This window comes from Streptomyces lothianensis (assembly GCF_047779955.1).
Taxonomy (GTDB): Bacteria; Actinomycetota; Actinomycetes; order Streptomycetales; family Streptomycetaceae; genus Streptomyces.
Window position 1 is genome coordinate 98097 of record NZ_JBLMKT010000055.1, and the last position, 22335, is coordinate 120431.

Annotated in this window: 19 protein-coding genes, 1 tRNA gene and 1 pseudogene; 10 read left to right on the forward strand and 11 right to left on the reverse strand. The window is 71.0% G+C overall.

Annotated elements, in window-relative coordinates; translation table 11 throughout:
- The first annotated feature begins 25 nt into the window (after positions 1 to 25).
- Positions 26 to 1198 carry a non-homologous end joining protein Ku gene (gene ku, locus ACLF6P_RS19450; RefSeq protein ID WP_415951786.1) on the forward strand — a complete coding sequence of 391 codons (1173 nt, stop codon included), beginning with the start codon at positions 26 to 28 and terminating at the stop codon, positions 1196 to 1198.
- A 39-nt stretch (positions 1199 to 1237) separates the two neighbouring features.
- Here ku and ACLF6P_RS19455 read toward each other — a convergent pair whose 3' ends face one another.
- Positions 1238 to 1726, reverse strand: a complete 489-nt coding sequence (locus ACLF6P_RS19455) for a response regulator (protein ID WP_415951788.1) — start codon at positions 1724 to 1726, stop codon at positions 1238 to 1240.
- A gap of 90 nt (positions 1727 to 1816) precedes the next feature.
- On the opposite strand from ACLF6P_RS19455, the gene ACLF6P_RS19460 reads away from it, so the two are divergent.
- Both ACLF6P_RS19460 and ACLF6P_RS19465 read left to right on the forward strand, forming a co-directional pair.
- A tRNA-Arg gene (locus ACLF6P_RS19460) sits at positions 1817 to 1888 on the forward strand.
- 224 nt (positions 1889 to 2112) lie between these two features.
- Positions 2113 to 2709 carry a hypothetical protein gene (locus ACLF6P_RS19465; protein WP_415951790.1) on the forward strand — a complete coding sequence of 199 codons (597 nt, stop codon included), beginning with the start codon at positions 2113 to 2115 and terminating at the stop codon, positions 2707 to 2709.
- 103 nt (positions 2710 to 2812) lie between these two features.
- Here the strand turns inward: ACLF6P_RS19465 and ACLF6P_RS19470 are convergent, their stop codons facing one another.
- The 8 genes and pseudogenes from ACLF6P_RS19470 to lanL form a co-directional block, all read right to left on the reverse strand.
- A complete protein-coding gene (locus ACLF6P_RS19470) occupies positions 2813 to 3133 on the reverse strand; it encodes a hypothetical protein (RefSeq protein ID WP_415951791.1) in 321 nt (106 codons plus the stop codon).
- Positions 3130 to 3303, reverse strand: coding sequence for a helix-turn-helix transcriptional regulator (locus ACLF6P_RS19475; RefSeq protein ID WP_415951792.1), 174 nt, complete (start codon positions 3301 to 3303; stop codon positions 3130 to 3132). Before ACLF6P_RS19475 ends, ACLF6P_RS19470 begins: the two co-directional genes overlap by 4 nt.
- 11 nt (positions 3304 to 3314) lie before the next feature.
- Positions 3315 to 3998, reverse strand: a pseudogene (locus ACLF6P_RS19480) (replication initiator); the annotation flags it as partial.
- A gap of 55 nt (positions 3999 to 4053) precedes the next feature.
- Entirely contained in the window at positions 4054 to 4662 is a 609-nt protein-coding gene (locus tag ACLF6P_RS19485; protein WP_415951793.1) for an NADPH-dependent F420 reductase, read from the reverse strand.
- A gap of 163 nt (positions 4663 to 4825) precedes the next feature.
- Positions 4826 to 5725 (reverse strand): ABC transporter permease, encoded by a 900-nt coding sequence (locus tag ACLF6P_RS19490; protein ID WP_415951795.1) that lies wholly within the window; start codon positions 5723 to 5725, stop codon positions 4826 to 4828.
- Complete coding sequence (locus ACLF6P_RS19495; RefSeq protein WP_415951796.1) at positions 5722 to 7032, reverse strand: ATP-binding cassette domain-containing protein; 1311 nt, start codon at positions 7030 to 7032, stop codon at positions 5722 to 5724. Before ACLF6P_RS19495 ends, ACLF6P_RS19490 begins: the two co-directional genes overlap by 4 nt.
- Positions 7033 to 7329: 297 nt before the next feature.
- Positions 7330 to 7485, reverse strand: a complete 156-nt coding sequence (locus ACLF6P_RS19500; protein WP_415951797.1) for a VenA family class IV lanthipeptide — start codon at positions 7483 to 7485, stop codon at positions 7330 to 7332.
- A 44-nt stretch (positions 7486 to 7529) separates the two neighbouring features.
- Positions 7530 to 10235 carry a class IV lanthionine synthetase LanL gene (gene lanL / locus ACLF6P_RS19505; protein ID WP_415951798.1) on the reverse strand — a complete coding sequence of 902 codons (2706 nt, stop codon included), beginning with the start codon at positions 10233 to 10235 and terminating at the stop codon, positions 7530 to 7532.
- A gap of 1144 nt (positions 10236 to 11379) precedes the next feature.
- Here lanL and ACLF6P_RS19510 point away from each other — a divergent pair.
- From ACLF6P_RS19510 to ACLF6P_RS19520, 3 genes are all read left to right on the forward strand, one after another.
- Entirely contained in the window at positions 11380 to 13524 is a 2145-nt protein-coding gene (locus ACLF6P_RS19510; protein ID WP_415951799.1) for a hypothetical protein, read from the forward strand.
- A 336-nt stretch (positions 13525 to 13860) separates the two neighbouring features.
- Positions 13861 to 15219, forward strand: coding sequence for an FtsW/RodA/SpoVE family cell cycle protein (locus ACLF6P_RS19515; RefSeq protein WP_415951820.1), 1359 nt, complete (start codon positions 13861 to 13863; stop codon positions 15217 to 15219).
- Positions 15220 to 16686 (forward strand): penicillin-binding transpeptidase domain-containing protein, encoded by a 1467-nt coding sequence (locus ACLF6P_RS19520; RefSeq protein ID WP_415951800.1) that lies wholly within the window; start codon positions 15220 to 15222, stop codon positions 16684 to 16686.
- 87 nt (positions 16687 to 16773) lie between these two features.
- Here the strand turns inward: ACLF6P_RS19520 and ACLF6P_RS19525 are convergent, their stop codons facing one another.
- Positions 16774 to 17880, reverse strand: coding sequence for a ferritin-like domain-containing protein (locus ACLF6P_RS19525; protein ID WP_415951801.1), 1107 nt, complete (start codon positions 17878 to 17880; stop codon positions 16774 to 16776).
- 207 nt (positions 17881 to 18087) lie between these two features.
- On the opposite strand from ACLF6P_RS19525, the gene ACLF6P_RS19530 reads away from it, so the two are divergent.
- From ACLF6P_RS19530 to ACLF6P_RS19545, 4 genes are all read left to right on the forward strand, one after another.
- Positions 18088 to 19017: an AurF N-oxygenase family protein gene (locus ACLF6P_RS19530; protein ID WP_415951821.1), complete on the forward strand. Its 930-nt coding sequence runs from the start codon at positions 18088 to 18090 to the stop codon at positions 19015 to 19017.
- Between the two features lie 58 nt (positions 19018 to 19075).
- Positions 19076 to 19897 carry a TetR/AcrR family transcriptional regulator gene (locus ACLF6P_RS19535; RefSeq protein ID WP_415951802.1) on the forward strand — a complete coding sequence of 274 codons (822 nt, stop codon included), beginning with the start codon at positions 19076 to 19078 and terminating at the stop codon, positions 19895 to 19897.
- A 10-nt stretch (positions 19898 to 19907) separates the two neighbouring features.
- Positions 19908 to 20177 carry a hypothetical protein gene (locus ACLF6P_RS19540; RefSeq protein ID WP_415951803.1) on the forward strand — a complete coding sequence of 90 codons (270 nt, stop codon included), beginning with the start codon at positions 19908 to 19910 and terminating at the stop codon, positions 20175 to 20177.
- Positions 20178 to 20278: 101 nt separating this feature from the next.
- The gene (locus tag ACLF6P_RS19545; protein WP_415951805.1) at positions 20279 to 21118 is read left to right on the forward strand and encodes a coiled-coil domain-containing protein; all 840 of its coding nucleotides are present in this window, start codon (positions 20279 to 20281) and stop codon (positions 21116 to 21118) included.
- On the opposite strand, the gene ACLF6P_RS19550 is transcribed toward ACLF6P_RS19545, so the two are convergent.
- On the reverse strand, positions 21079 to 22326 hold the full coding sequence (locus ACLF6P_RS19550) for a styrene monooxygenase/indole monooxygenase family protein (RefSeq protein ID WP_415951807.1): 1248 nt from the start codon (positions 22324 to 22326) through the stop codon (positions 21079 to 21081). The genes ACLF6P_RS19545 and ACLF6P_RS19550 overlap by 40 nt on opposite strands.
- Positions 22327 to 22335: the final 9 nt, after the last annotated feature.

Here is a 22335-nt window from a genome sequence, read left to right on the forward strand (position 1 = left end):
CGTAAATTACCGTAAGGGGCGAAACGTGCGATCCATATGGAACGGCGCCATCTCCTTCGGCCTGGTCAGCATCCCGATCAAGCTCGTCAACGCCACCGAGAACCACAACGTCTCCTTCCGCCAGATCCACACCACCGACGGCGGCCGGATCCGCTACCGCAAGGTGTGCGAGCTGGAGGAGAAGGAGGTCGCGTCCGCGGAGATCGGCAAGGGGTACGAGGAGGCCGACGGCTCGATCATCCCCATCACCGACGAGGACCTGGCCGCGTTGCCCATCCCCACGGCCAAGACCATCGAGATCGTCTGCTTCGTCCCGGCGGAACGGATCGACCCGCTCCAGATGGACGCGGCCTACTACCTGGCCGCGAACGGCGCATCGGCCGCCAAGCCGTACACCCTGCTGCGCGAAGCCCTCAAGCGCAGTCAGAAGGTGGCGATCGCCAAATTCGCCCTCCGCGGCCGCGAACGCCTCGGCATGCTGCGCGTCGTCGACGACGCGATCGCCATGCACGGGCTCCTGTGGCCCGACGAGATCCGCGCTCCCGCCGAGGTCGCCCCCGACGCCGGTGTCACCGTCCGCGACGCCGAACTGGACCTCGCGGACGCCCTGATGGACACCCTCGGCGAGATCGACCTCGACTCCCTCCACGACGACTACCGCATCGCGGTCGAGGAGATGATCGCGGCCAAGACCGGCGGCGGAACCGCTGCCCCCGCCCCCGCGGAGCCCGCGGTCGGCGGCAAGGTGATCGACCTGATGGCGGCCCTGGAGAGCAGCGTCCGCGCGGCGCAGGCGGCTCGCGGGGAGGGTGCGGGCGAGGAGTCGGGCGAGGTCGCGGCGGTCACGCCGCTGAAGTCCCGTAAGTCCGCGACGGCCGGATCCCGCAAGCCCGCGGCGACCGCATCCCGCAAGTCGGCGGCGACGACCCCCAAGGCGGTGGGCGGGAAGAAGTCGACCTCGGCATCGGCATCGGCCTCGGCCTCGGCGAAGAAGCCCTCACCGGCCGCCGCGGGGAAGGCGCCGAAGTCGGCGGCGAAGACAGCCGCGAAGCCGGCATCGGGCGCGAAGAAGACGACCGCGAAGACCGCAACGGCGAAACGGGCGGCCACGACGGCAACGAAGACGACGAAAACAGCGAGAACCACGAAGACCACGAAGGCCACGAAGACCACCCCGCGCAAGCGGGCCTCGGCGTAGGCGATATGCGGGGCGCGGCCCTACCCGCGCGCAATCAACTCAGCGCCGGCAGCGGCTCGCAGGCTCCCCCGTCGGCTCGGCGGCGCCGTCCGCCGACGGCCCGGCACCCCGCTCGACCAGCCCCCGGACCACGGTGACCAGCTCGGCGGGCTCGAAGGGCTTGGCCAGGAACGCGTCCACTCCGACCTCGAGCCCACTGCCCACCTCGTACTGGGTGCAGGCGCTCACGATGACGAGCGGCACCTCACGGGTGCCCGGGGCGCTGCGCAGCCGCGCAGCGGTCCGCAGCCCGTCGAGCCGCGGCATCACCACATCGAGCGTGACCACATCCGGCCTGACCTGCTCCACGATGTCCAGAGCCTCGGCACCATCGGCCGCGGTCACCACCTCGAAGCCCTCCAGCTCGAGGTTGACCCTGATCAACTGCCGGATCACCTTGTTGTCATCCACGACTAGGATCCGGCCGGACGCCCCTGGCACAAATCGAGGGTAGGACCGCCCCGCCCGCCGCGTCCGGCTTTTCCCCACTTCCGCCCACCCACCCGCAAAACGGGTTCCGGCGCACCCCCGCCGAGCTGGTAGGGTTCTACCCGTCGCCGCCCACGAGGCGCCCGACACGCCCCCGTAGCTCAGGGGATAGAGCAACGGCCTCCGGAGCCGTGTGCGCAGGTTCGAATCCTGCCGGGGGCACCTTGAATTAGGCGCCTAAAGACCCCGTCATCAGCGGAAACGCTGAGGCGGGGTCTTCTTGCGTATGCAGGCAAGTGTCGCCGGATGCAGCCGTATGACAGCCGCCGCGGCGCATTTGCGGGATGGATCTTGGGACGTTTTCGCAGGTCGGGCCAGGGAGTTACTGGCCGTCTCTCTGGGTCTGACTGCCACGGGAACTGCGCCCCGTACTACAGTCCCGGCTCGTGATCGATGCTGCTCACCGCACGGCTGCGGACGACGATGCGCTTCTGGAGAAGCTACACGAATTGGCGTGGGGCTCGGAGAGCGTTCCCCCTTCTCCTGGGTGTCTCCCGGACCAACCGTTCCCACCTCTCGCGAACGCAGAAGTGGACCTTGCGGAACGCAGCCTCGGGCATCCCGTGCCGGGCTTGCTGCGCCGCATCTACACAGAGGTCGGCGACGGCGGGTTCGGGCCAGAAGGCGGCCTTGCATCGCTGACACCACGCCGTGTTCCTCACTGGCAGCGGCCCGACTGGCATTGCGCAACGACCATCCACGCCGAGCGGGCCAGGAAGGGGGTGCCAGCATCGTGGCTCTTCTTGACGGGCGGCGGCTGCACGATGGAGTGGTACGTCTCGCTGATAGCGGTTGATCATCCGGTGCTGCTTTGGGACGCCGACGGCTGGGAGGCAACCTGGGGCGAGGAACCCCATGACGGCCTGCGGTATGCGGCGCCATCGCTGCGCCAGTGGCTATGGACCTGGGCAGACGGCGGCAACGTCTGGGACGAAGCGTTGGCCCTATTCGACCAGGGGCCGGCGGGCGGTGGCGGAACCTGAACCTGATCGCTGCTCGCCCGCGGTCATTCGTATTCGCGTAGCAGCTCTTCGATCTTCCGGTTGGTGATCTCCTGCCGACCGTCTATGCACTTCGCGTACCGGCTCAGCAGCACCTCGACACTGTTGCCCGCACGCTCGGCGACCACTTCATCGCCACGTACTGGAGAGCGAAGGCGTACCAGGTGAGAGAGGGAGGCTCCTCGATCTTCGGAGCAAGGAAGTCGGGCAGCCCGGTCTCGCTGTCGAAATCCTCTCCCTCCCGAGTGGCGCGCAGCAGCTTCGCGCGGAAGCTGTCGGCAAGCGCCTTGGTGCGACGGGTCTCGGAGAAGGGCCGACCCGCCACCACCCAGCGGACTTCGTACGTGGACTTCTTGGCGCTCTTGTTCTGGCGAATCGACCAGACGCGTACGTCGGACGTCCTCACGCCGCCGCTCCTTCGAGCTTGCGCAGCCACGCGGTGAAGTCGGATCGCCAGACGCGCAGTTCGCCGTTCGGGAGCTTGAAGGCGTCGGGTCCCTGCCCGAGTTCACGCCACCGGTAGAACGTGCGGCGTGAGACCCCGCCCAGCTCTTCGAGGATCTGGGGCACAGTCATGAGTTCGTCCTTCATGGCCGTGCCTCCCTTGGACTGTGGCCCTCTTGGAGAGCTTCGCGGGCGGTCTCGCGATTGAGTGCGATCTCGTGCGCGATGGTGGCGGCGAGGGCGGATTCGCCGGGGGTGTGGCCGTGGCCGGCGTACTGCCAGTGAACCAGGACCAAGGTGGTGTCCGGGTCGGGGAGCCCGAGGGCTTGGCGTTGCTGGTCGGCGCGGAAGCGGGCGCGCACGCCCCGGCGTTCGCCGAAGGTCGAGGAGTAGGCGCGGGACTTGGTAAGGAAGTGGCCCCGGAAGCCGAGCATGTGGGCCCATGGCCACAGTCGGCGTTCTGGATAGAGCGGGTCGAGGTCGTGGCAGGCGCGGATCAGCCGGCGAGCGTGCTCGGGGACTTGGGCGCGGTCGAGTTCGGCAAGTTCACCGATGCGCCGATCCAAGGTGCCGGTCGTCTCCGCCGCTTTGGTGGCGTACTTGGCGACGTACGAGGCAACCGCGCGCTCGGCGAGTTCCGCACCGTCGCCGAAGGCCTGGATGGGCCGGATGTCGAGTTGGTCGCCCCAGCGCTGGACTCGAGCGGGCTGCTCGCCGGAGGCTCTCACGGCGACGGTGACGTAAGGGTGCACATGGGCGGCGTGGATCGCGGCGGTGAGGAGATCGAGGGTGGCCCAGCCGGGCGCGGTGGTGTCGGAATCTCGGGGGTCACTCCACCCCATCCGCCGCGGGATCCTGCGGCGCAGGCCGGACCGCCGGGTGTCAGAGGGCTACGAGATCCCTGCCGAGGGCGTTGAGGGGGCCGCCGGTGTCGAACAGCGGGGCGCCCTCGGTGAGGTTTCCCGTGTCGACGGCCTGGAAGCCGGCGCTGTCCGCGAGGTCGGCCACCCTGCGCTTGGCGGCGGGGTCGTCGCCCGCGAGCAGGACGATGCGGCGGCCACCGTTGACGGCTGGGTCCTCGTTGAGGACCGGTGCCAGGTAGGTGTTGAAGCCCTTCACCACGAGGGCGCCGGGGACGAGCGAAGCGACGATCTCGGTGGGCGGCCTGCCCCCGGTGTCGGCGACCTCCAGCCCGGCGGCGGTCTCCCGCAGCGGGTTCAGGGGGACCAGCACGGTCCGCCCCTGCCAGGAGGAGACCGATGCCGCCGCGCTCTCCTTCTGGTCCCACTGGACGGCCAGGACGACGACCTCGCCGAAGTCGGCGGCCTCCTGGGCCGTACCGGCCGAGGCGTTCGCACCCAGCTCGTCGACGAGCGCGGCCAGTTTCTCCGGAGAGCGCGAACCGGCCAGCTTCACCTGGTGCCCCGCCCGGGTGAGCGCCCCGGCCAGAGCGGAGCCGAGACGGCCTGCGCCAATGATTCCCACGTTCATGGCTCGACGGTCACACATCACCGGCGGTCCCACATCCCAGCGGCCCGTCGGCTGCGCCACTCGGGTGCGGCGCCGCCGTCGGCGCCGGAGCCGAGACTCCGGCTCCGGCTCTGGCTCCGGCTCCGGCTCCGAACAGCGGCCCTATTCGGGGCGGCCAGCGGCCTTATTCGGGGCGGCTGAAGCGGTGGGCGGCCCACAGCAGGGCCAGTGCGCCCGCCACCAGGAGGGCCCCGGCTTCGAGCGGCAGGGGTGGCTGCCGGCCGAACCATTCGATGCCCGCCACGGCCGCCTGGTCAGGCACCCGCAGTGCGATGCTCTGCCGGAGGAGATCCACCCCGTACGCGAGCGGATTGCCGATGGCCAGGAACCGTGCCCAGCCCGGCAGGTTCTCCATCGGGAAGAAGCCGCCGGAGAGGAACAGCAGCGGCATCATCACCAGGCCGAGCAGCATGTGGAAGACCTCGGGGCGGCTCAGGGTGACCGCCAGCGCCAGGGACAGCGCCGTGATGGTGAAGGAGGCCAGGATCATGCCCGCGAGGAGCAGCGCGAGGAGGAGTGGGTCGTAGGGCAGGCCGACCGCTCCGGCGAGGGCCAGCAGCACGGCGCCCTGGACCGTGGCGACGGCGGTGCCTCCGGCGCAGTTGCCCAGGAGCAGCGTGGAGCGGTGCACCGGGGCCATCAGCAGCTCACGCAGGTAGCCGCTCTGCCGGTCCGTGATCAGGCGGATGCCGACCATGATGGCCGGGGTCTGGACGGTCATCATCAGCATGCCCGGGAACAGGTAGGTCTGGTAGTCGACGCCCAGCGCAGGCCTGGGGATCAGGGCGGCCAGACCGCCTCCGAGGATGAAGAGGTACAGCACCGGCTGGATCAGCATCAGCGCGGTGTGGGTGGGCTGGGTGGACAGGCGCAGCAGATCGCGGTGGACCAGCGCGTGGACCGCGCGCAGTTCACGGCGCAGGCGGATCAGGGGCTTGGGGTCGGGGGTGTGCGGAGTGCCCGGTGCGGTGGGCGGTCCCGGGGTGTCCGGGGCCTCCGGCGCCCGGAAGGCGGGGGCGGTCACTGGCCTCCCTCGGCTGTCTCCGTGGTCACGGCCGGTTCCTCCGCGGACGCGTCCGGCTGGGCGATGGAGGGCGACTGGGCAGCGGAAGACGCCGGGGCAGTGGCGGGCTCCGGGGCAGCGGAAGACGCCGGGGCAGTGGCGGGCTCCGGGGCGGGGTCTGTGCTCCGGATGCTGCGGCCGGTGTGGTGGAAGAAGACGTCGTCGAGCGTCGGCGGGCTCGCGGAAGCGGCCCGTACGGGGATGCCCTGGGCCTGCAGCGCCTCGCACAGGCGGGGGATCCAGGAGCTGCCGTCGGGCAGGCGCAGCCGGATTCCCCCGGAGTCCCGCGTGACGTCCGTGCCCGGTGGCGCGGTGCGGCATACGACCTGGTGCGCCGCCGGGTCGTCGACGGTGCGCAGCACCACCCGGTCGTCGCCGATCGAGGCCTTCAGCGCGGAGGGGGTGCCCTGGGCGACCAGGCGGCCGCCGTCGATGATGGCGAGGCGGTCGCAGTGCTCCGCCTCCTCCAGGTAGTGGGTGGTGACGAAGAGCGTGATCCCCTGCCGGTCGCGCAGTGTGCGCAGGTGGTCCCAGACCTGGGCCCGGGCGTGCGGGTCGAGTCCGGTGGTCGGCTCGTCGAGGAAGAGGATCCCGGGCGCGTGCAGCAGGCCCCGGGCGATTTCCAGGCGCCGCCGCATGCCTCCCGAAAGGGTGCGCGCCGGGGAGCGCCGGCGGTCGCCGAGCCCGACCGTTTCAAGTGCCTCGGCGGCACGTCGGCGGGCGTGGCGGCGGCTCATCCCGTACAGGCGGGCGTGGATGTGCAGGTTCTGCTCGGCCGTCAGGTCGGGGTCGAGGGCGCTGTGCTGGAAGAGCATGCCGACCTGGCGTCGTACCCGGTCGGGCTGGGTGAGCACGTCGGTGCCCGCCACCGTGGCCTGTCCGGCGGTGGGACGGGCCAAGGCGCACAGCAGGGCGATGGTGGTGGATTTCCCGGCGCCGTTGGGTCCGAGGAAGGCGAACGTCTCACCGTGGCGTACGTCCAGGTCCAGGCCGCGGACAGCATGGGTGGTGGTGCCGTCCGGGCCCGGGTAGCTCTTGACCAGGCCGCGCGTGCTGATGGCGTACGCCGCCTCGGGAGCCGGCGACGCAACGTCCCTGTCGGCGGGTGCGACGTCCCGGTTGGCGGGCACGGCGTCCTGGTCGGGGTGCGCAACGCCCCGGTTGGCGGGTGCGACGTCCCGGTCGGGGGGCGCGACGTCCCGGTCGGGGGGTGCGGCGGCAAGGAGGGCCGCCTGAGCGGGATGGTCGTCGCCGGCGTGTGGCTGCATGGTCGGGTCCTCGTCTGCGGAGTTCCTTCTGCGGACTCGGGCGTGGAGCGGTACGGGCACGGCGCGGTCACTCGTGCTCGGCGTGCGGTTCCGGGATCAGCTCGTGCTCCGGCCGGCGGCTGCTTCGGAGCAGCCGCCGACCGGAGGTCTTCGAACACTTCGTCCTGTCCGGGCGAGTGCCGGCGGTGTGTCACGGGATGCGTCTTTCCGGCCCGGGCCGGTGTTCGGCGTCTCGTCAGCGAGACGCCTGCACCCCGTCAGACGGCACTACCGGAGCCGACGTGTCCTTCCGCCGTGTCAGGCGCAGCTGATGCCGACACAGACGGTGTTGAGGAGGGTGAGCAGGCCGACGCACTCGCACGTCCCTCCGAACGCCACTCCGTCGGTGCCGATCGGGTCGGTCTCCGGAAGGGCGTGCAGGTGAGCCAGCAGTTCGAGGTCGCGGTTCTCCATGACTTTCTCCTTCTCCGTGAGCGGTGCGGCAGGCTCCCTGCCGCTCAACCCGGCTGCTGGATCATCCAGAGCCGGGAGTCTGTGTGGCGGATCCGCAGGAGGAACGCGAGGATTCCCGCGGATCCGTCGCTCCAGCCCGTCGAAACGTCCCCGTACTCGTTGGGGAAGACGACGTGGCCGTCGCGGTGGGACCGTTCGGCAACGATGAGACGGGCCAGGTCCTCGGCCGACGCGCGGTAGGCGGGGTCGCCCGTGGCCGCGGCCATGTCGAGGAGGAAGTCGCCGTTGCCCGCCAGTCCGTGGCACTGGGTGAGGGGCGCGCGGGAGGCGCGCTCGACGACGGCCCGGGTCGCACCACGGGCGAGATCGCCGAAGCGGTCGTCCCCGGTGGCCTGCCGGAGCCGGACCAGGAAGGAGCCGATGCCGGCCGAGCCGTGACACCAGTACGGGGCCGTGGGCACGTCGCCGGCCTGAGCCGGCCACTGAGCCGCCTCGCCGATCAGCACGGCGTTGGCCACCAGCTCCTCACCCGCCGCCACAGCCAGGTCGAGATGCTCCTTTCGGCCCGTGACCTCCGCTGCGGCGAGGAGGAAGCAGCCGATGCCGGATGTTCCGTGCGCGAAGCCGAGGTAGCGTTTACCTGCTTCTCCGCCTGCGGCTTCCCCGTCGGCGGCTTCCCTGCTGACGGTTTCCGCGGGAACGGGCCAGCTCACACCGGACGGCGCGGACCGCGCGGCGGCCGCGAGCCGATCGGCCGCCGCGGCCACGAGTCCGGCGAAGCGCGGGTCGCCGGTGCGATGCCACAGGTGGGCCGCGGCCATGCCGCTGCCCGCGCTGCCGTGGGTGATGTCGTGGTGGGGCATCGGCTCCTGGGGGGCCAGGGCCAGGGCCAGGGCGTGGTCCATCAGTGCCCGGTCGTCCACGGCGCGTCCGGCCTCGTACAGCGCCCAGGCGGTCCCGCCGCCACCGAAGTGCAGGCCGGGACGCGTGGAACGGAGGTCCGTCCGGGCCGCGATCCAGTGGCCCGCGGTGGAGATCGGCTCGGGCAGGCGTGGGTCACCGGTGAGCTCGAAGTACCGTGTCAGGACCGCCAGCACACCTGCCGCACCCTGCTGCACGGTGCACGGGTCGGTCTCCCCCGCCGTGGTGGACACGGGCCACAGCCGCCGCTCGTCCCGCGGGGTCATGGAGTCCACGAGGTGGTCCACGATTCCGGCCACGGCCGCCTGTGCCGCATCGTCTCCTTGGCGCTCGCGCGGTACGTCGGTGGCGGCCCGGCCGCCCGGAAGGGCCGGTTCCGTCCGGCGCAGGGCCGCGCGGGCCCGGGCCGGATCCCAGCGCTCGGCCGGATCGTCCCGCATCAGCCCGAGAATCATCCCGGGCACGCCGTCCGGCAGGGCGAGCGTGCCACGGCAGGCTTCCAGCCACGCGGCGAGTCGCTGCTCGTCGGCTGAGGCGGGGGGTTCTTCGGGCAGCAGCGCGGGGACCTTCCCCACCAGGACGAAGCACGCGGTGGCACCGAGGCTGTAGTAGTCGGCGGTGGGCGACACCGGCGCGCCGGTCAGCCGCTCTGGGGCGCTGAAGCCGGGGGTCCCCAGGGTTGTGGGGAGGGCGTTGTCGTCCTTGTGGACGGCGAGTTCCAGGTCGATGAGGCGTAGTTCGCCGTCCGGCCGGACCATGATGTTGCCGGGGGTGAAGTCCCGCAGGACGTAGCCGTGGGCATGGACCGCGGCGACAAGCTCCACCAGCCGTCCGACGAGGGCCAGGGCCTCTGCGGCGTAGCGCTCGCTTCCCGCGTCACGGAACCGCTCCGCGACCCAGTTGCGCAGCGGGATGCCCGGGATCTCCTCCTGGGCCAGGAACAGGTGCCCGCCATGCTCGAACATCGCCAGAAGCTCGGGGGCCAGCCCGGTACCGCTGAGTCCCTGCAACATCCGGGCCTCTGCGCGCAGCCAGTCGCGTACGTCGCTGCCGGTCGCGTCGGCCTCCACGTGCGGCCGGGCCTCCTTGATGACCGCGGGTGCGCCGGTGGTGGCGTCCGTTCCCCGGTAGACACCGCCCTTGTTCGTATGGCGGATCGCTTCGCGCACCGAGAAGCGGCCTCCCAGCAGCACCGGTCCGGCCGGTGGCTTCCGGGTGCTCGGCGCTGCCGGTGCGGTCGCCGGGAAGGGGCTGACGGCCCACGGCGGCGGTGAGTACTGTCCGGTTCGTTTGTCCTCGACGGGATTGCCGTCGGGGTCCTCGATGAACCAGACCAGCAGCCCCTCGGCCGACAGCCGCCGGCGGCCGACGAACGCACCGTAGCGGTAGTGCACCAGACTGCCGGGGGCGTACGGCTGGTCCGACAGGATCCGGGGGCCTGCCAGCCCCTCCGTGGCCTGGTGCAGCTGGCGAGCCAGCCGGGCCGCGTCGGTATCGGAGCGGGGGTAGACCGTGAGGAACTTGCCCGAGCTTCCGCGTGGTGCGGCACGGGAGTTGAGCGCGCTCACCTTCTCCTGCGACCGGGCGAACTTGAACGCCGACTCCTCGCGCAACAGCACGTCCAGGGCCCTCTCCAGGACCATCGGTGCGGAGGAGGACGTGGCCGACACGTGCAGCTTCCAGCCCTGCTCGCGCCTGGCCGCGGCGGCCGGCCTGAGGTGGCACCACATCTCGTCCGCTTCGGTGGTCCAACGCGCGCCCTCTCCGCTGCCGTCCAGCGCGCGGCCGAGGAGGTTTTCGAAGTCGAATTCGGTTGCGTGGCTCGTCATGCCCGTCCCTTTCAAAGGCGAGGACCGCCTATTGGAAGACCTGAGGACGCCTATGGAAAGATCTGCATAATGAATGAAGTTAACCCCCTGGGCCCGTCGAGCGTAAGTCGCTGCGATGAGCGCACGGTGTTCTTTGAGATTCCGCAGATGCCAACCGGCGCATGAAGAAGCGCACCGAAGCACAGGGCGGAAATCTTTTGCGCCCCCCCCTACGACCTCAAGGGGCAAAGGGAGCACGAGTCAGATCGTCCCCTGTTCGAGGGTCTGACGGAATCACACGTGGACGAAATGGCGGAGCGCATCCCACCAGGCCAGTCGCACACGGGTCCATCGCAACCTTCCCACGTCGGGCGAGGACCGACGGCAGCCTTCAGCGTGCCGTCGGCCGACACCGTTCCATTCGAGCATCTGTTCAGGCAGTTCTGAGCAGGCGGAATCCGCGGCCGCGGCATGCGGCGCTTCCGGCACACATACTTCCTGCGAACCGGCGCACCGTAAAGAGCCCGATTACGCCAAGCCCTCGATCAGGAGCGAGACACAACCCGACATGACCCAGCCGTTCCCGATCGCCGTTTGAGCTGCATCCGAACACCCGCTCCACAAAATCGAGAACGCGCGGGAGCCAGGCGAATCTGACTCAAAACAGCGACACGGCCGCAGTGGAGAAAATTCGACGAAATGGAACTGCTGAGGCACCGGTTCATCTCTGTGACGCGAGAGAATAAGCGATACGAGAGGAGAAGTGATACGAGAGGAGTGGTACCGCGCGGGAGCACATGGCCCCTCGGGCACATGGCCCCCTGGGCACGTGGAGATCCGGGGAATCAGTGCTGGAGGTACCGGGCGAGGCTCAGGATGGGGACGCGCCGCGGTGCGGCTCGCCCCGCGGGTGGCGGCTTCGAAGCTCGACAGCAGGATGAAGACGGCGGACAGGACGTCCGGGACCGCGGTCGGGGCGGCGTGGGGTGTGGAGTCGTACCGCGCCGGCGGCATGACCGCCGAAGCCCTGCGGCGGAGGACCGGCACACACGCCCTGCGGCGGAGGACCGGCGCACACGCCCTGCGGCGGAGGACCGGCGCACACGCCCTGCCGCGAAGTGGACCCTCGGCACGCCGAGTTGGGCCAGTATGAGGTGTCATGCGGATGGGGCGCGGGGCCGGGTGGGCGTGGGCTGCCGTCGCCGGGCTGACGGGGCTGCTGCTGGCCGTGGCGCGGGCGACGGGGCTCGGGGATGTGGATCCCGCGGGAGTACTGATCGGCCTCGGGTCGCTGGCGCTCAGTGTGTGGGCGGGAGTGATGGCCCACAGCGCGCTGGTGTGGCAGAGCACCGACACCGCAGGGCTGGCCGACCGGTTGGCACGGGTGGTGGAACGGCAGGAGGCGACAGCCCGTCACATCCTGCTCGGTCGCAGTGTCCATACGATCGACATCGCCTTCACGCTCCATCCCGGCCCGGCGGCGGCCGGGCCCGCACCGGGGGCAGGGGCGACCGGCACGCTCAGCGCCATCACCGGCTACTACCGGGCCCTGCGCCCTGGCCGCCTGGTCATCACCGGAGCACCGGGCGCAGGCAAGACCGTTCTGGCGCTCGAGCTGATGCTGCGCCTCCTGGGCGACCGTCGGCCGGGGGAGGCGGTGCCGGTGCGACTGTCCCTGTCGGGCTTCGACCCCACCCAGCCCCTGGAGACATGGCTGGCGGAGCGCCTGGTGCGCGACTTCGGGCTGAAGCCGCGTGCCGCTCAGGAGCTGGTGGCGGACAGGAAGATCATCCCGTTCCTGGACGGCCTGGACGAGATGGACGCCGAGGACGCGCCGCACCGCTCGGGCCCTGCCGCACGGGCATCGGCGGCGCTCGATGCGATGAACGGCTATCTGGACGGTGCCGACCTGGGCCAGTTGGTGGTGACCTGCCGGTCCGGTCCGCATGAGGCGCTGGAGGCCGAGGAGCGGTGGCTGCAGGACGCGGCCCGCATCACGATCAAGGCGGTCACCGCGGAGACGGCCTGGGACTTCCTGGAGGCTCGCACCGGCGGCAGAGGCCGCTGGGCGGACGTGATGGAGGCCATCGCGCAGAACCCGCGGGGCCCGCTGGCCCAGGTGTTGTCCACCCCCTGGTACCTGACGGTCGCCGCCACCGTCTACCAGCCTCCGCACCGGGGCGGCCTGGCGGGCCGCTCTCCTTCCGAACTCCTCGATCCACGCCTCGGCACCGAAGCCGGGATCCGCGATCACCTGCTGGGACTCCTGATCCTGGCCGTCACCTCCGCGCCCGTCCCGGGACGCCCCGGCCTCCGGCGTCCCGCTCCCTACACCACCGACCGGGTGACGGGGTGGCTGCGCGTGCTCGCCGCCTACCTGCACGCCAACACGGTCACCGACCGACGGGGAGGCGGGCGGCGCCTGCCGAGCACCGATCTGGTCCTGCATGAGCTGTGGCCCCTGGCCGGCAACCGCCCGCGCACCCTCCACACCTGTCTGACCCTCCTCGCCCTGGCGCTGCTGACGGTCACGCTGCTGAGCACCGGCCGCGTGCCCCTGAGGGAAGGAGCGCTCATCGGGGTGCCGTTCGCCGCGATACTCGGAGTGGCCGCCGCACAGGCGTTCTGGCCGTCGCCCAGCCGGCTGGACCGAACATGGCTCCGGAACCCGGAGAAGCTGCTCCTTCTCGTGGAGGTGGCCTGGCTCGTTGCCGTGTCAACATCCTGGGCCATCGCCACAGCTCTCTACATGTCCCTGGCCGGCATCTTCTTCGGGGTCTCCGTGCTCCAGGGCCTGCTCTGGGTCGTGTGCCTTCCCATGGCCGTCTCCACATGCGTGTTCGCGGTGGGCGGGCTCCAGATCCTGATCGAGTCCGGTGTGGGCGTCGGCTCCGGGGTGGTCTCCAGTGTGACACCCCGTGAGGTCATCCGTGCCGACCTCCGGGCCGGGGCCCTGTTCTGGGCCGTGTACGGGGTCGTGGTCCTGGTCACCGCCATGGCCGCCATCACCTACACCGCCGGATCCGTGACGGGAGGCAGGGCGGGCGCTGTTGCCGTGTTCGGGGTCGCGTCCGCGGTCTGGGCGGTGCCGGTGCGGTACCTGGCCTTTCTGCTGACGACACGCCGCCGCTGGGCCGGCGGCCTGTGGTTGCCGTGGCGGTTGGGGCGGTTTCTGGACTGGTGCTGCCAGGCGGGGTTGATGCGGACGGCAGGAGTGGCGTACCAGTTCCGGCACCGGGAGCTGCAGGACTTCCTGATCCGCGCCGAGGCGGTGCCTGCCCCGGGCTCGGCGTCACCGCCTTCGGGGTGATCGGATACCTGAGCCTGCGCCCATGCCGCACCAGGCAGGCCAACAAGGCCGGGCGGGCCGGGGGCGGGTGCACGGGGCAGAACGGGCAGGCCGGAGACCTGGCGCCAGGCAGATCGGGCAGGGCGAGCAGGGCGAGCAGGGCGAGCAGGGCGAGCAGGCCAGGAAAGAAACGTCCCGATATGACAGGAGATCACCCCTGCCCGTTGCTACCGTCCGCGCATGACCGGACGACCGACCACCGACTTTCAGGGGCTTCCCGGTCTTCCGGGGCTCGCGGAGCTCGACGGGGCACGGGACGTCGTGGTCGACGGGTCCGGTGGGGCCGGCGGTCCGCCCATGCGGCGGCGTGGGGTGGAGCTGGCGCTGCTCGTGCTGGCCGTGGGGCTGTGTGTCTGCGGCTATGTGTCGGTCGGTCTCGCTGCGCAGGGGGCCGTTCCCCCGGGTGCGGCGGGGTACGGTGCGGGGCTCGGGGTGCTCGCGCTGCTCGCGCATCTCGTGGTGCGGCTGCGGGCACCGTACGCGGATCCGCTCGTGCTGCCGATCGCGGTGCTCCTGAACGGGCTCGGGCTGGTGTTCATCTACCGGCTCGACCAGGAGACTCCGCATGATCAGGCCGCGCTCGCGCAGCTGGTGTGGTCCACGGTCGGGGTGGCTCTGTTCCTCGGGGTGGTGCTCGCGCTCGAAGATCACCGGGCGCTGCAACGGTACGCGTACGTGTCGGGACTGGCCGCGCTTGCGCTGCTCGCGGTGCCGGTCTTCTTTCCGCCGGTGAACGGGGCGCGGCTGTGGGTGCGGATCGGTGGGCTCTCGCTGCAGCCCGGGGAGTTCGCGAAGATTCTGCTCGCGGTGTTCTTCGCGGCGTATCTGGCGGCGAACCGCGGTGCGCTCGCGTACGCGGGACGGCGGGTGCTGTGGATGCGGCTGCCGACGGGGCGGGTGCTCGGGCCGGTCGTGGTGGTCTGGCTGGCGAGTCTCGCGGTGCTGGTGGTCGAGCGGGATCTGGGGACCTCGCTGTTGTTCTTCGGGCTGTTCGTGATGGTGCTGTTCGTGGCGACCGGGCGGGTGGGGTGGCTCGCGGTCGGGCTGCTGCTCGGGGGTGCGGGGGCGTATGCGGCGGCGCGGTTCGAGCCGCATGTGCATGCGCGGGTCACCGACTGGCTGCATCCGCTGGCCTCGATCGAGGCGGGCGAGGGGCCGAACCAGCTCGCCCAGTCGCTCTTCGCCTTCGCCGCGGGCGGGATGCTCGGCACCGGGCTCGGTGAGGGCGAGTCGATTCTGATCGGGTTCGCCGCGAAGTCCGACTTCGTGCTCGCGACGGCCGGTGAGGAGCTGGGCTTCGCCGGACTTTCGGCGATCTTCGTGCTGTACGCGGCGCTCGTGGCCCGCGGATACCGGGCCTCGCTCGGGCTCCGGGACGCGTTCGGGCGGCTGCTCGCGGTGGGGCTCGCCTCGATCCTGGCGCTGCAGGTCTTCGTGATCGCGGGCGGGGTGACGGGGCTGATTCCGCTGACGGGTATGGCGATGCCGTTTCTCGCGCAGGGCGGCTCGTCCGTGGTCACCAACTGGATCATGGTGGCGCTGCTGATCCGGTTGAGTGATTCGGCGCGGGCGCCCGAGGGGAGTGCGGGGGCCCGTACGTCAGGGATGGGTACATCACGGTCAGGTTCCCCGCAACAGGAGGACGTGGTTTCGTAGATGACCCGCCAGATCCGCTGGGCGGCCGCCTTCTGCCTGCTCCTGACCGTGCTGCTGGTGCTCAACGCGGCGCGTGTGCAGCTCGTCCAGTCGGCCACGTATGACGACAATCCCGCGAACCGCCGGGCGGACATCGCGCGGTACGGGCAGCCGCGCGGCGACATCTACGTGGGCGGGCGGCCGGTGACGGGGTCCGAGGACACGGGCGAACAGCTGCGATTCGAGCGGACGTACAAGAACGGGCCGCTGTACGCGCCGGTGACCGGCTACTCCTCGCAGGTCTACGGCTCCACCTTCCTGGAGGACGCCGAGGACTCCATCCTCGCCGGCACCTCGCCGCTGCTCTCGCCGCTGCCGCTGCTCGGGGATCTCACGCGCGAGCCGGAGCCGGGCGGCCGGGTGCACACGACGATCGACCCCGGGATGCAGAAGGCTGCCTACGAGGGGCTGGCCGGGCGGCGGGGCGCGGTGGCGGCGGTCGAGCCGACCAGCGGGCGGATCCTGGCGCTCGTCTCGGTCCCTTCGTACGATCCGGGGCTGCTCTCCGGCAACGACGTGGCGGTCGCGCGGAACTGGTCGCGGCTCAACACGGCCGCGAGCAAGCCGATGCTGAACCGGGCGATCCGGCAGACGTATCCGCCGGGTTCGGCGTTCAAGGTGGTCACGGCGGCCGCAGCGCTCGACTCGGGGGTGATCCGCGATGTGGACGCCCCGACGAACTCCCCTGATCCGTACCGCCTGCCGGGCACCTCGACCTCGCTCGGCAACGAGGTGGAGGGCTGCGAGGACGCCTCGCTGCGCTACGCCTTCACCTGGTCCTGCAATACGGTCTTCGCGCGGCTCGGGGTGCGGGTGGGTCTGGACGCGATGGTGGGCACGGCGCAGTGGTTCGGCTTCAACACGCGCGGGCTGCGCATCCCCTCCCCCGTCGCGACGAGCAACTTCGACACGTCGATGGACCGGGCACAGCTGGCGCTGTCCTCGATCGGGCAGTACGACACGACGGCGACGCCGCTGCAGATGGCGATGGTGGCCTCGGCGGTCGCCGCGGGCGGTGACATGAAGGCGCCGCATCTGGTGGACCGGACGACCGACGCCTCCGGTGACGTCGTGGAGCGCACCCGGCCGCGCTCGCTGCACCGGGCCTTCAACCCGCGCACGGCCGCGCTGCTGCGGGAGCTGATGGTCGGGGTCGTCGAGCGGGGCACGGGCGAGAACGCGGCCATTCCGGGCGCCGCGGTCGGCGGCAAGACGGGTACGGCGCAGCACGGTTTCGGCAACGCCGGCCTCCCGTACGCCTGGTTCATCTCCTGGGCCCAGGCCGAGGGCTCGCCCAGGCCGGCGGTCGCGGTGGCCGTCGTGGTGGAGGATGCCTCGGCGGTACGGGACGACATCAGCGGGGGCGGGATCGCGGCGCCGATCGCGCGGGCGGTGATGGAGGCGGGGCTGGCGCGCGGGGAATCGTAGGCCGGTCGCCTCGGTCCTCGGCCCCGGCGCTCGGCCCCCGGCGCTCGGCCCTCGCCCCTCAGCCGCCAGCCGCCAGCGGTCCGCCCCTCAGCCGTCCGCCCCCTGCGCGATCGCCTCGCCGACCTCCGCCACCCGCGCCGCCTCCTCCGCCGCGAACCGTTCCGCGTCGAGTTTCTCGGCGATCTCCTCGTCCTGTTCCATCAGCTGGTCCAGGTTGGCGTTGCCCATCTCGAAGACGCCCATGTCCACGTACGCCTCCTGGAGCCGTTTGCCCCACAGGCCGATGTCGCGGACGCAGGGGACGATCCGGGAGAAGAGCAGCTGGCGGAACAGGGCCAGGAATTCGGAGTTCTCGCTGTACTCCTCGGCCTCCGCCTTCGGAATCCCGAAGTTCTCCAGGACCTCGACCCCGCGCAGCCGGTCGCGCATCAGATAGCAGCCTTCGATGACGAATTCCTCGCGCTCGCGCAGCTCCGCCTCGGTGAGCTGCTTGTAGTAGTCACGCAGGGCCATCCGCCCGAAGGCCACGTGCCGGGCCTCGTCCTGCATCACATAGGCGAGGATCTGCTGCGGCAGCGGCTTGTCCGTCGTATCGCGGATCATGCCGAACGCGGCCAGCGCGAGGCCTTCGATCAGCACCTGCATACCGAGATACGGCATGTCCCAGCGGGAGTCGCGGAGGGTGTCGCCGAGCAGGGACTGCAGGTTGTCGTTGATCGGGTAGGCCATGCCCACCTTGTCGTGCAGGAAGCGGCCGAAGATCTCGGCGTGGCGCGCCTCGTCCATGGTCTGGGTCGCGGAGTAGAACTTGGCGTCGAGGTCCGGCACCGATTCCACGATGCGGGCGGCACAGATCATCGCGCCCTGTTCGCCGTGCAGGAACTGGCTGAACTGCCAGGAGGCGAAATGCTGCCGCAGTTCGCCCTTGTCCTTCTCGGTGAGTTTCGCCCAGTGCCGGGTGCCGTAGAGCGAGAGGGACTCGTCGGGGGTGCCGAGCGGGTCGTGAGGGTCGACATCGATGTCCCAGTCGATGCGTTTCGCACCGTCCCACTGTTTGTCCTTGCCCTTCTGGTAGAGCGCGAGGAGGCGTTCGCGGCCTTCCTCGTACTCCCAGTTGAAGCGGGCCGCCCCGGTGGCGGGGACCTGCCAGAGCGGCTCGGCGGGGGGCTGTACATAGCGGTCATACGTCGACACGGGGCGGCTCCTTCTGCTCGCAGACCGGGCCCGTACGGCCCCGACTCGCCTTGCAGGACCGGGCAGTTGGCAGATTCACACGGTGGTAGATGCATCGTCAACAAGTCGTACGGACTCCCGTCCGGGGGATTGACGGACTTGCTGACACGGAGTCTCATAAGAGGTGACCCCCGGTAACCGACGCGCGAGGTGACTGGTGCCATGACGATGACCCAGGCGGGCACCCACACCGTCCTGCGGGATGCGCTGGGCCTGCTCAAGGACCGCGAGCTCGTGGCCGAGCGGCTCCTCGAGGCCTCCGCCCAGCACTCCTTCGACCCGGACGAGGAACTCGACTGGGATGCCCCGCTCGAAGCGGGCAAGTGGTTCTGGCCGCCGGAGCTCATCTCGCTCTACGACACCCCGCTGTGGCGGCGGATGTCCGAGGAGCAGCGCCTCGATCTCGCCCGCCACGAGGCGGCCTCGCTCGCCTCGCTCGGCATCTGGTTCGAGATCATCCTGATGCAGCTGCTCGTCCGGCACATCTACGACAAGCCGCTGGACAGCGCACACGTGCGCTATGCGCTGACCGAGATCGCGGACGAGTGCCGGCACTCGATGATGTTCGCCCGCATGATCAAGAAGGGTGGGGCGCAGGTCTACCCCGTCACGAAGCTCCACCACAATCTGGCGCGCGTCCTCAAGACCGTCTCCACGACGCCGGGTTCCTTCGCCGCCACGCTGCTCGGCGAGGAGATCCTCGACTGGATGCAGCGGCTCACCTTCCCGGACGAGCGGGTGCAGACCCTCGTACGGGGTGTGACACGCATCCATGTCGTCGAGGAGGCCCGCCATGTGCGCTATGCCCGCGAGGAGTTGCGGCGGCAGATGGTCACGGCGCCGCGCTGGGAGCAGGAGCTGACCCGGGTGAGCACCGGGCAGGCCGCGCGGGTCTTCTCGGTCGCCTTCGTGAACCCGCAGGTGTACACCGATGTCGGCCTCGACCGCCGGGAGGCGCTCGCCCAGGTCAAGGCAAGCGGCCACCGCCGCGAGGTGATGCAGGCCGGCGCCAGGCGCCTCACCGACTTCCTCGACGACATCGGGGTGCTCCGGGGCGTGGGGCGCCGCATGTGGAGGAGCTCGGGGCTGCTGGCCTAGGGCCTGTCGACCGATGGCCACCTGTATGCGGCGCACGTGGGCGGTTTACCCTTCGGGGATGTCCCCGGCGCCCGCATCCTCCAGCGCATCTCCCAGCGCATCCCCCGGCGCATCCCCCGGCGCATCCCCCGGCGCGGCCCCCTCCGCGGATCCCCCCGCCCGCAGGTCACCGACTCCCGCCTACCGGCGCCTCAGCGTCGCCGAACGCCGCAGCCAACTGCTCGAAGCGGCGCTCGGTCTCTTCGCGCACCGGGCGCCGGAGGAGGTCTCGCTCGACGATGTCGCCGAGGCGGCCGGGGTCTCCCGCCCGCTCGTCTACCGCTACTTCCCCGGCGGGAAGCAGCAGTTGTACGAGGCGGCGCTGCGCTCGGCGGCCGACGACCTGGAGCGGTGCTTCGACGAGCCGCCCACCGGGCCGCTCACCGAACGCCTGGCCCGTGCCCTCGACCGTTATCTCGCCTTCGTCGACTCCCACGACACGGGCTTCGCGGCGCTGCTCCAGGGCGGCAGCGTCGCCTCCACCTCCCGTACGGGCGCGATCGTCGACGAGGTACGGCGGACCGCGGCGGCCAGCATCCTCGCCCACATGCCCGTACCCGCGCCCGCCCCGCGGCTGCAGCTCCTGGTCCGTACGTGGCTCTCGGCCGTCGAGGCCGCCTCCCTGATCTGGCTCGACGAGGGCAAGCAGCCGCCCGCCCCCGAGCTGCGCGACTGGCTGCTCGACCAGTTCATCGCCCAGCTCACGGCGACGGCGGCCTCGGACCGGCAGACGGCGGCGGTGCTGCGCTCGGCGCTCGCGCTGGAGCGGGCGGACGGCCCGGCCGGGGAGCTGGCCCGCAGACTGCGGACCGTGGTGGGCGAGGCGGCGCATCTGCTGTGACACTGTCCCGGTGAACCGCGATCCGATCCCCTTCCTCGGCGGCCCGCTGGACGGCCGTACGCTCGACGTCCTCACGGGCCCGACCGGCCATCCCCCCAAGCTCTACAAGATCCCGGTCCCCGCCACCGAGGACTCCCCCGCCACGACCGTCGTCTACCGGCGCGTCGCCGCGGGACGGCGCGGGATCCGGCAGCTGTGGCGGTACGAATACGACGCGGCCGGGAACGCGGAGACCGGTCGGCTGAAGTGGCCGTGGTCAAAGCCGCGCCCGAACGGGTGAGCACAAGGGCCCACTCCGCGCGATCATCAGCTTTTCATCCTGCCGTCGTCGCATGCTCCTCGTGGGGCGGACCGCCCGCCCCCACGAGCGGAGGTGATGACATGGCGGGCCGAGCGCTGCGTCTGCTCTGCACGGCGACGGTGGTCACGGCGAGTCTCCTGGCCCCGGCGGCCGGTGCGCGGTCGGCCCCCGACCCGGAGGAGCCCGCGCAGTCGTCCCCATCGGCCGCACCCGCACCGGACGGAGACACGGCGGCCGAAGACACACTGACCGGAGACACACCGGCCGGAGACACACCGGCCGGCCCCTCACCGGCCCCGCCCGACCCGGCCGGACGCGCCCCGGAAGACCGGCCGGTCGCGGATCTGCTCGCCGAACTCCGCGAGCGCTACCAGGCCGCCGACGAGGCGACCAGCCGATACCGGACGACAGCCAGGCGCCTGAAGAAGCAGACCGCCGAAACCCGCCGCCTGACCCAGGCACTCACCCGGGCCCGCCTGGCCCTCGACGACAGCCGCCTCGCCGCGGGACAGCTCGCGCGCCGCCAGTACCAGGAGACCAGCGGCTTCGACGGCTACGTACGCCTCCTGCTGGCCCCCGACCCGCAGACCGCCCTCGACCGCCGGCACGTCATCGGCCGCCTCGCCCGCGAACGCGTCGACACGGTGCACCGCATGACGGCGGCGGAACGCCGGGCGGACCGTCTCGCCACGGCGGCCCGCCGGGCCCTGGACAGACAGCAGGTCCTGACCGAACGCCGCAAGAAGCAGCGGAGCACGGCCCAGCGGAAGCTCAGGGCCGTGGAGCAGCTCCTGTCCTCGCTGACCCCGCGGCAACTGGCGGCGATCCGCGAGGCGGAGCCGTCTCAGAGCGCCTCTCAAAGCGCGTCCCAGAGCGCGTCTCAGAGCGCGTCGGCAGCCCCGGCGACCTCCGCCAGATAGGCCTGCGCCTTCTCCGGCTCGAAGAAGAACTCCTCAAAGTCCGCGGGGTTGTCGAAGCCGTTGGCGAAACGGTCGGCGACCGGCTGCAGCTCACCCGCGGCGCCGATCAGGCTCAGGACATGCTCCGGCGGCGGCGACAGCATCGCGTTCGTCCACTTCGTGACGTGCTGGGCGGTCTCCCAGTACCGGTCGAAGGTGGCCTGCATCCACGCCTCGTCGAACGGACGCTCCCCGTGCTCGACGATGGCGGAGAGATAGGCCGCCGCGCACTTGGCTGCCGAGTTCGATCCCTGCCCGGTGATCGGGTCGTTGGCCACCACCACGTCCGCGACCCCGAGCACCAGTCCGCCTCCGGGCAGCCGCCCGATCGGATTGCGCACGGTGGGCGCGTAGCGTCCCGCCAGCGTGGCCCCCGCGTCCGTGAGCTCCACCTTCGTGGCCCGCGCGTACTCCCAGGGCGTGAACTTCTCCATCAGCTCCAGCGTCAGCGCGAGATGCTCGGAGGGGTCCTTGACGCCCTTGAAGACGTCCAGCGGCCCGCCCGGGACACCCTCCCAGAAGAGGATGTCCGCGCGACCGGACGTGGTGAACGTCGGCATCACGAACAGTTCACCGACCCCCGGCACCAGATTGCACCGCACCGCGTCGAACTCCGGGTGCTCCGGGCGCGGGCCGAGACCGTGCACGTACGAGACGGCGAGCGCCCGCTGCGGCTCCGCGTACGGCGAGCGGGAGGCGTCCCGCTCGAACATCGAGACCAGCTCGCCCTTGCCCGCGGCGACCAGGACGAGATCGTACGTACGCGAGAAGTAGTCGAGGTCGGAGACCGCCGCGCCGTGGACGACGAGCTGCCCGCCGCGCTGCGCGAACGTCTCCATCCAGCCGGCGAACTTCACCCGCTGGTCCACGGACTGCGCGTACCCGTCGAGCCGCCCGACCCAATCGATGACGCGCTGCGACTCGGGACCGGCGACGGAGACGCCGAGGCCCTCGATGCGCGGGGCCTGGGACTCCCAGAAGTTCACGGAGAGGTCCCGCTCGTGCTGCAGCGCCGTGTGGAACATGCACTGGGTGGACATGACCCGCCCGGACCGGATCTCGTCCGCCGTACGGTTCGACATCAGGGTCACGTCGTAGCCCTGTCCCTGCAGGCCGAGGGCGAGCTGGAGCCCGGACTGGCCGGCTCCGACGATGAGTATCTTGCGCATGGAGGAGGC

Bases quoted from the DNA above. Each gene is read 5' to 3' on its own strand.
- ACLF6P_RS19475 (WP_415951792.1), bottom strand. From the start codon at position 3,303: ATGACTGTGCCCCAGATCCTCGAAGAGCTGGGCGGGGTCTCACGCCGC.
- ACLF6P_RS19485 (WP_415951793.1), bottom strand. From the start codon at position 4,662: ATGAACGTGGGAATCATTGGCGCAGGCCGTCTCGGCTCCGCTCTGGCC.
- ACLF6P_RS19495 (WP_415951796.1), bottom strand. From the start codon at position 7,032: ATGCAGCCACACGCCGGCGACGACCATCCCGCTCAGGCGGCCCTCCTT.
- ACLF6P_RS19500 (WP_415951797.1), bottom strand. From the start codon at position 7,485: ATGGAGAACCGCGACCTCGAACTGCTGGCTCACCTGCACGCCCTTCCG.
- lanL (WP_415951798.1), bottom strand. From the start codon at position 10,235: ATGACGAGCCACGCAACCGAATTCGACTTCGAAAACCTCCTCGGCCGC.
- ACLF6P_RS19510 (WP_415951799.1), top strand. From the start codon at position 11,380: ATGGGGCGCGGGGCCGGGTGGGCGTGGGCTGCCGTCGCCGGGCTGACG.
- ACLF6P_RS19515 (WP_415951820.1), top strand. From the start codon at position 13,861: ATGCGGCGGCGTGGGGTGGAGCTGGCGCTGCTCGTGCTGGCCGTGGGG.
- ACLF6P_RS19520 (WP_415951800.1), top strand. From the start codon at position 15,220: ATGACCCGCCAGATCCGCTGGGCGGCCGCCTTCTGCCTGCTCCTGACC.
- ACLF6P_RS19530 (WP_415951821.1), top strand. From the start codon at position 18,088: ATGACCCAGGCGGGCACCCACACCGTCCTGCGGGATGCGCTGGGCCTG.
- ACLF6P_RS19535 (WP_415951802.1), top strand. From the start codon at position 19,076: ATGTCCCCGGCGCCCGCATCCTCCAGCGCATCTCCCAGCGCATCCCCC.
- ACLF6P_RS19545 (WP_415951805.1), top strand. From the start codon at position 20,279: ATGGCGGGCCGAGCGCTGCGTCTGCTCTGCACGGCGACGGTGGTCACG.
- ACLF6P_RS19550 (WP_415951807.1), bottom strand. From the start codon at position 22,326: ATGCGCAAGATACTCATCGTCGGAGCCGGCCAGTCCGGGCTCCAGCTC.